Annotated in this window: 9 protein-coding genes; 8 read left to right on the forward strand and 1 reads right to left on the reverse strand. The window is 56.3% G+C overall.

Features of this window, described 5'->3' with window-relative positions; genetic code table 11:
- Nucleotides 1-23 precede the first annotated feature (23 nt).
- Nucleotides 24-776, forward strand: coding sequence for an SDR family NAD(P)-dependent oxidoreductase (locus Q0362_RS07390; RefSeq protein ID WP_298121993.1), 753 nt, complete (start codon nt 24-26; stop codon nt 774-776).
- Between the two features lie 79 nt (nt 777-855).
- Here Q0362_RS07390 and Q0362_RS07395 read toward each other — a convergent pair whose 3' ends face one another.
- Entirely contained in the window at nt 856-2,046 is a 1,191-nt protein-coding gene (locus tag Q0362_RS07395; protein WP_298121998.1) for a 4-hydroxybenzoate 3-monooxygenase, read from the reverse strand.
- Between the two features lie 109 nt (nt 2,047-2,155).
- Here Q0362_RS07395 and Q0362_RS07400 point away from each other — a divergent pair, with 109 nt between their 5' ends.
- The 7 genes from Q0362_RS07400 to Q0362_RS07430 form a co-directional block, all read left to right on the forward strand.
- Nucleotides 2,156-2,917, forward strand: coding sequence for an IclR family transcriptional regulator (locus tag Q0362_RS07400; protein ID WP_298122001.1), 762 nt, complete (start codon nt 2,156-2,158; stop codon nt 2,915-2,917).
- Nucleotides 2,918-2,983: 66 nt separating this feature from the next.
- Entirely contained in the window at nt 2,984-3,469 is a 486-nt protein-coding gene (locus Q0362_RS07405; RefSeq protein WP_298122004.1) for a nucleotidyltransferase family protein, read from the forward strand.
- On the forward strand, nt 3,466-3,792 hold the full coding sequence (locus Q0362_RS07410; RefSeq protein WP_298122007.1) for a DUF86 domain-containing protein: 327 nt from the start codon (nt 3,466-3,468) through the stop codon (nt 3,790-3,792). The genes Q0362_RS07405 and Q0362_RS07410 overlap by 4 nt, the downstream gene beginning before the upstream one ends.
- A 15-nt stretch (nt 3,793-3,807) precedes the next feature.
- Complete coding sequence (locus Q0362_RS07415) at nt 3,808-4,596, forward strand: IclR family transcriptional regulator (RefSeq protein ID WP_298122010.1); 789 nt, start codon at nt 3,808-3,810, stop codon at nt 4,594-4,596.
- Between the two features lie 105 nt (nt 4,597-4,701).
- Nucleotides 4,702-5,385, forward strand: coding sequence for a 4-carboxy-4-hydroxy-2-oxoadipate aldolase/oxaloacetate decarboxylase (locus tag Q0362_RS07420; RefSeq protein ID WP_298122013.1), 684 nt, complete (start codon nt 4,702-4,704; stop codon nt 5,383-5,385).
- The gene (locus Q0362_RS07425; protein WP_298122015.1) at nt 5,378-6,496 is read left to right on the forward strand and encodes a 4-oxalomesaconate tautomerase; all 1,119 of its coding nucleotides are present in this window, start codon (nt 5,378-5,380) and stop codon (nt 6,494-6,496) included. Before Q0362_RS07420 ends, Q0362_RS07425 begins: the two co-directional genes overlap by 8 nt.
- The coding region (locus tag Q0362_RS07430) for an amidohydrolase family protein (RefSeq protein ID WP_298122018.1) at nt 6,493-7,415 on the forward strand (923 nt) is incomplete at its 3' end. The genes Q0362_RS07425 and Q0362_RS07430, both read left to right, overlap by 4 nt.

Genomic DNA, 7,415 nt, shown 5'->3' on the forward strand with positions numbered 1-7,415 from the left:
CCTAACACAATGAGGAATCTTCAATGGGCACAATGCTTGCTAACAAAATTGCGCTTGTCACTGGTGGCGGCTCTGGAATAGGTAAAGCAACTTGCCTAGCTATCGCTGCAGAGGGCGCACGCGTCGTAGTAAATGATCTTGATTTATCAAGTGCGCAGGCGGTCGTTCAGCAAATTATTGATAACGGTGGGACCGCGAGTGCAGTTTCTGGGAACGTTTCTGTACCAGAAGATGTTGAAGCATTGGTCGCTGCCGTCCAAGAAAGCTATGGTGGACTTCACCTCGCCGTAAATAACGCGGGCATAGGTGGCCCATTGGGCCCCCTTGCTGATGTAGAGATCGAAGGCTACAAGCGTGTGATCGCGGTTAACCAAGATTCCGTGTTTTATGGGATGAAATATCAGATTCCGGCGATGATTGCCTCTGGTGGCGGTTCTATTGTCAATATGTCCTCAATCTTGGGCCTCGTGGGTGATGGATTCGTTGCGCCTTATGTCGCTGCAAAACATGCTGTAACGGGGCTGACCAAATCTGCTGCTTTGGCATATGCCAGCAATGGAATCAGGGTCAATTCGATCCACCCTGGTTACACCGAGACCCCGTTGCTGAGTGAATTACCTCAGGAGGCTTACGACGGTCTTGTGTCAGCTCACCCGATTGGACGGCTGGGACAGCCGGAAGAAATTGCAGATTTGATTGTGTTCCTGCTTTCAGACAAAGCAGCTTTCATTACAGGTTCGCAGCATGTCATTGATGGCGGCTACACCGCGAGGTAGTCAGATACTTCAGATCCAAAGAATCGAGGCCCCCAACCTGCTGGTGTGGGGGCCTCGAAGTTTAAGCACTTTTTGGAGATTAGCGCCAGTCGTCTGCGCTGTAGTCCCAGCCCACATAGCCTTCGGCGATGAAGGTCTGGCCTGCCTCGGACTCGGTGAACGAGTAGAGGTCGGCAACCTGACGCTTCTTATCGAACTCGGTGGCATCCGGTGCGATGTGAAGCATGGTGGTCATCATGTAGGAGTAGTTGGTGGCCTTCCAGATGCGCTTGAGTGCATCTTCCTGGTAGGTGTCCAAGAACTTCTCTGAACCAGAGCGGTAGTACTCGCGCAGTGCGCGGTTGAGCCACAGAACATCGCTGAATGCGAGGTTCAGGCCCTTGGCTCCAGTGGGGGGAACAGTGTGAGCTGCGTCACCCATGAGGAATACCTTGTTCTTGCGCAGGCTGTCGTGGACGTAGCTGCGGAACTTGAGAACGTCCTTGCGGAAGATGTTGCCACGCTTGAGTTCGTGCGTTGCCACACCTGCCTGCAGGATGTCCCAGATCTGCTCGTCAGTAACAGCGTTGACGTCCATGTTGGGGTCGCACTGGAAGTACATGCGCTGGATGTTCTCATCGCGGGTGGAGATGAGTACGAAGCCTTCTTCGGAACGGCTGTAAATGAGTTCTTCGGAGCTGGGTGGTGCTTCCACGAGGATGCCGTACCAACCGAAGGGGTATTCACGGGCCATGCCGCTGAACTTGTTGCCCGTGACGTATTCGCGAGCAATGCTCATGGAGCCGTCGGCGCCAATGACAAAGTCTGCAGAGATTTCGAATGCTTCGCCGGTGGCGGTCTTGCCCACAATCATGGGACCGTTGGGGCCGTCCACGACCTTGTCGGCGAGGTGCTCGAACAAGGGAGTCACGCCTGCTGCAACGCGGGCCTTGATCTGGTCCTTGAGCACTTCATGCTGAGGGTAGAGGTAGACACCCTTGCCAGTGAGCTTGGGGAAGTCGAAGCGGTGCGCGTGGTTGTCGAAGTGGAACTCGATGCCATCGTGACGCATGGTTTCGACGTAGTCGCGAGAGACAACATCAGTGTCTACGAGCACTTCAACTGCCGGCGCTTCAAGAATGCCCGCCTTCACGGTGCCTTCGATGTCTTCGCGGCTGCGACCGTCGATCACGACGGAGTCGATGCCTGCGCGCTGGAGGAGGTGAGCGAGCTGCAGACCTGCGGGGCCTGCGCCCAAAATGCCGACCTGAGTGCGGATTGTTGTGGTCATCATTGAACCTTTTCGATAGCGGTGAACGTCTAGGTCTATTCAGGCTTATGCGGAAGGCGCCAACAAGACTAAAGTTTCATGGGATGGAAGTTTCTGATTGGAGCAACTCATGAGCCCTGCACGAGTCGAAAGTGGTGCCCCCACAGCACTGCTGGAGCGCGCCATGGAGATCCTCAGTTGCTTTGATCCCAAGCACAGTGCCTTGACGTTGACTCAGATCGCTGAGCTGACCAAGCTCCCTATGTCCACCTGCCACCGCATTGTCGGAACTCTTGAAGCTGGTGGGTTCCTGAGTAAGGGTAGTGACCGCAAGTTTCGGGTTGGCACCAAGCTCTGGACCATTGCGCAACACGCTCCCTTGAGTGAGCGCCTGCGTGAAAGCGCACTTCCTACTCTTGCCCGTCTCTATGAAGAGACTGGCGAGAACGTAACTCTGGCCGTACTTGACCGCGGACAGGCACTTTATGTTGACCGCCTGGTGGGGGAGCGAAGCATTCCCACCATCAGCCGTGCTGGTGGTCACCTTCCTCTCCACACCACAGGTGTGGGCAAGGTGTTGTTGGCGTATCAATCAGAGAAAGCGATTGAACAATACTTGGCACAACCTCTCCCCAAGCCCACGCCACAGTCCATTACACAGCCGGATGCCCTGCGCAAGGATCTAGCGGAAGTGCGCAAGAACGGGTATTCCATTACTCGCCAAGAGATGACGCGGGGAAGCGGTTCTATCGCGGTTCCCATCATGCGTAATGGGCGTTGTGTGGCAGCTGTGGGCGTGATTGTGCACTTGAACAGGCTTGATACCAACCGCTTGGTATCGACGTTGACAGATGCTGCAGCGTCCATTGCGGCTGAACTCGACGGTCACTAATCCCTCCGGAGTTCCATGCGGATGCTGCTCTGCCAGTAATTGTGTATAACTGATAGCATTTGCTATATGTCTACCGTTTCAACTGTCGAACAGCTGCAGGCCGAAGCCCGCGCTGCTGACCTGCTCTATGCCAGGTCTCGGAAGATCTTGGTGGATGCGGTTCGAGCGGGTATCAAGGCGGGCCTGAGTCAGCGAGACATTGCTGAGGCTGTGGGCAGAAGCCAACCGGAGGTTTCGAGACTGGTTCGTTTCCATGGGCAGACGCCTTTGGGAAAAAAACTTCGCAACAACCGCAGTGAGGTCATCAAGATTGCGAAGTCTCATGGTGCTCGGGACCTCAAAGTCTTCGGAAGTGTTGTGACAGGTAAAGAGCATGAGGGCTCAGATATTGACCTGTTAGCAACTTTCGACAAAGGTGTCACCCTTTTCGATATGGTTCGCCTGGAATTCGCACTCGGCGAATTGTTAGGAGTTGAAGTTGATGTTGTCCCAGAGAAAAACCTCAGGCCCTTTTTGCGTGACCGGGTTCTTGGAGAAGCGGTACCACTGTGAGTAGAACAGATGAAGAATTAGTCCGCGATGCGTTGGATCACATCGAAATGCTCAATCACCACTTATCCCAAGGCTCGATAGAAGAGCCGATTATTTCTGACGCCGTCTGTATGCGCTTGTCGGCCTCAATCGAATCAATTTCACAAACGAGCGCTGAATTTAGAAATCGCTACTTTGCGGAACAGTGGCATTTGATGAAGGCAACGAGAAATCTTATTTCTCATGGGTATTTATTCGTGGACAATGAGGTTATTCGAGACACTGTCGCTAAAGATTTACCTGGTTTAGAGGCCAAACTTCGCACAGCTCTCACTGAGTTCTGAACCTAGGCTGTAAGGGTGACCGAGAAAAGCGTTCCGACCCGCACCGTGACTGGTCGTGCGCTCGCTGTGTTGGACACTTTCGATGTGAAGCATCGCAGACAGTCACTTGCCTCTATCTCACGTCGCGCTGAACTGCCCTTGACCACCGTTCACCGTTTGGTGCACGAGTTGGAGAAGCAGAACGCTTTGGTTCGTGGCTCAGATGGTGACTATGAAATCGGTAGCAAGATTTGGCGCCTGGGGCTACTTGCTTCGGTTCACTCAGACCTGCGAGAAGTGGCGCTGCCCTACATGGAAGACGTCTACCAACTCCACAACGATGCCGTCCAGATTGCCGTGCTGGATGGGTTGCGCTGTTTGATTGTGGAGCGCATTGCGGGCTCTAGAACCCTAGAAGTCATGAGTAAACCGGGCTCCCGGCTTGCTCTGCACGCCACAGGCGTGGGCAAGGTGCTTTTGGCTCATGGTGACGCGGAACTGCAGAAAGCAGTTCTGAATTCTCTTGATCGTTACACCGACCAGACCATTACAGACCCAGGGGTTCTCGAAACGCAGTTGAAGACCATCAAGGTTCAGGGCTTTGCCAAGACCCAGGAAGAGCTCGCGGAAGGTGCGGTTTCCATTGCTGTGCCCTTGCGGGGCAAGGGCGGCAATGTCATCGCCGCACTGGGTATTGTGGCGCCCAGCGATGGTCGTGACCTGGGCAAGTTGGTGCCCGTCATGCAGGTCACGGGAGCGGCATTGTCCAAGAAGCTGGTTGAAGCCGGCCTGGGTGACGCTGCTCGCCTGCAGGCAAGCACCTAAACCTCCTCATATTGCCCTTCCACTATCCGGAAGGCTCCTTGGTTTTCTCCTCTGAAATGCAGTTGTCTAGGAACAGGCATATTTGCGCAATTTCGAAGGAGAATCATGGCACGCGTCGTTCGAGGAACACCACGAACCCCACTTGAGATTGTGGACGGCCTTGCCGCTCTCGGATCAGCCACTGTGCACGAGGCACAGGGACGTATCGGTCTGTTGAACCGTCGCCTGCGCCCCATCTTCCCCGCCATGATTGCCGGCAACGCACTGACCTGTGAAGTTGCTCCTGGCGACAACTGGATGATCCACGTTGCTGTTGAACAAGCACAGCCTGGCGACATCCTCATCGTCACCCCCACCAGCCCCTGCGACGACGGGTACCTCGGTGACCTGCTTGCTGAGAGCCTGATGGCGCACGGCGTGCGCGGTCTCGTTATTGATGCTGGTGTTCGCGACGTAGCGACCCTCACCGAGATGGGCTTCCCCGTCTGGTCGAAGGCCATCAGCTCGCAGGGCACGGTCAAGGAGACCATCGCCAACGTGCAGACCCCCATCCTGATGGCTGACCAGTTGGTTCGCCCCGGTGATGTGATTGTGGCTGACATCGATGGCGTCTGCCTGGTCAAGCGCGAAGACGCGGAGAAGGTACTCGAGAAGGCCCTCGCGCGCGAGGCCATGGAGCTTGAGAAGCGCGGTCGCCTGGCCAACAAGGAACTCGGCCTCGACATCTACAACATGCGCGAGAAGCTCGCTGCCAAGGGTCTGGTCTACGAGGACTCCGCAGGTGAGTAACCACCGCGTCGCTAACACCCAAGTCGCCGTGTCGGCAGCGCTGATGCGCGGGGGCACGTCGAAGGGGCTGTACTTCGTGGCAGAGGACCTGCCCACGGATGTGGCAACGCGTGACAAATTCCTCCTCGCCGCCATGGGTTCACCCGATGTGCGCGAGATCGACGGGGTCGGTGGCGCTCACCCGCTCACCTCGAAGGTCGCGGTCGTCAGCAAGTCTGACCGCGACGGTATCGACGTGGACTACCTCTTCCTGCAGGTGTGGCCTGACCGCCCCGAAGTGAGCGACCAGCAGAACTGCGGCAACATCCTCGCCGGTGTCGGTCCGTTCGCCATTGAGCGCGGCCTCGTTGCGGCAGCCGATGGCGTGACCCCGGTCTCCATTTACATGGTCAACACCGAGTCGAAGGCCACGGCGTTCATTGAGACACCCGGCGGCAAGGTCAACTACGCCGGAGAAGCTCGAATTGACGGCGTTCCCGGCACGCACGCTCCCATCAACATCAACTTCGAAGACGTCGCGGGCTCAAGCTGCGGCGCCCTGTTACCGACCGGCAACGTGGTCGACGAGGTCAACGGCGTTCAGGTCACCTGCGTCGATAACGGCATGCCCGTTGTTTGTCTCAACGCGAGCGACTTCGGTATCACCGGTTACGAGACTCCTGCCGAGCTCGAAGCGAACGCGGAGCTCAAGGCTCGCGTGGAAGAGATTCGTTTGGCTGTCGGGCCACTGATGAACCTCGGGGATGTCACCAACAAGACCGTGCCCAAGATGAGCCTGCTGGCTCCAGCTCGGGACGGTGGCCTTCTCTCTACTCGCACCTTCATTCCTCACCGTGTGCACGAAAGCATCGGTGTTCTGGGTGCTGTCTCCGTTGCCACCGCCTGCATGCTGGAGGGCAGCGTTGCTGCCCAGATTGCTGGTCTGGATGCTGTGGGTTCCAGTCTCGAGGTAGAAGTGGAACACCCCACCGGATTCTTCACCGTCCAGATGGAAGTGGATAACTCCTGTGGCTCACCTGTAGTCACGAAATCTGCGCTGTTGCGCACCGCCCGCATGCTCATGTCGGGTTCTATTTATGTCCTCGAATCTGCTTGGGAGAACAACGCATGATTATCGATATCCACGGCCACTACACAACGGCCCCGGAGCTTCACAACCAGTGGCGCATTGACCAGCTCGCTGCCTATGCAGCAGGTCAACCCAGCCCTGAATACCCCGAGATCTCCGATGAGATCATTCGCGAGACCATTGAGCAGAACCAGCTCAAGCTCATCAAGGAGCGCGGCTCGGACCTCACCATCTTCTCTCCCCGTGCTTCTGCGATGGGTCACCACGAAGGTGACCAGCGCATCAGTCTCGAGTGGACCGTGGCCTGCAACAACCTGATCAAGCGCGTTGTTGACCTTTTCCCCGAAGACTTCATTGGTGTTGCTCAGCTGCCCCAGTCTCCTGGTGCTGACCTGACGGAGACCATCAAGGAAATGGAGCGCTGCATCAATGAGCTGGGCTTCATTGGAGTAAACCTCAACCCTGACCCCTCCGGTGGTCAGTGGCAGACCGTTCCCCTCACCGACAAGTTCTGGTACCCGCTCTACGAGAAGATGGTCGAACTCGACGTTCCCGCCATGATTCACGTGTCTGCATCCTGCAACCACAACTTCCACGCAACTGGCGCGCACTACATGAACGCAGACACCACAGCATTCATGCAGCTGCTTCAGGGCAACCTGTTCGGAGACTTCCCCACGCTGCGATTCATCATTCCTCACGGTGGTGGAGCTGTTCCTTACCACTGGGGTCGTTACCGCGGACTGGCAGACATGCTTAAGCAACCCAACCTGTCCACACACCTCATGAATAACGTGTTCTTCGACACCTGCGTCTATCACCAGCCAGGAATTGACCTGTTGGTCGATGTCATCGACAACAAGAATGTGCTCTTCGGCTCTGAAATGATCGGTGCTGTCCGCGGTATCGACCCTCAGACTGGCCAGTACTTCGATGACACCAAGCGTTACATTGATGCTGC

This window comes from uncultured Aurantimicrobium sp., from assembly GCF_936931525.1.
In the GTDB taxonomy this organism is placed as follows: Bacteria; Actinomycetota; Actinomycetes; order Actinomycetales; family Microbacteriaceae; genus Aurantimicrobium.

Excerpts from the sequence above, each read along its gene's own strand:
- Q0362_RS07400 (WP_298122001.1), top strand. The coding sequence starts at position 2,156 with ATGAGCCCTGCACGAGTCGAAAGTGGTGCCCCCACAGCACTGCTGGAG.
- Q0362_RS07405 (WP_298122004.1), top strand. The coding sequence starts at position 2,984 with ATGTCTACCGTTTCAACTGTCGAACAGCTGCAGGCCGAAGCCCGCGCT.
- Q0362_RS07420 (WP_298122013.1), top strand. The coding sequence starts at position 4,702 with ATGGCACGCGTCGTTCGAGGAACACCACGAACCCCACTTGAGATTGTG.
- Q0362_RS07395 (WP_298121998.1), bottom strand. The coding sequence starts at position 2,046 with ATGACCACAACAATCCGCACTCAGGTCGGCATTTTGGGCGCAGGCCCC.
- Q0362_RS07390 (WP_298121993.1), top strand. The coding sequence starts at position 24 with ATGGGCACAATGCTTGCTAACAAAATTGCGCTTGTCACTGGTGGCGGC.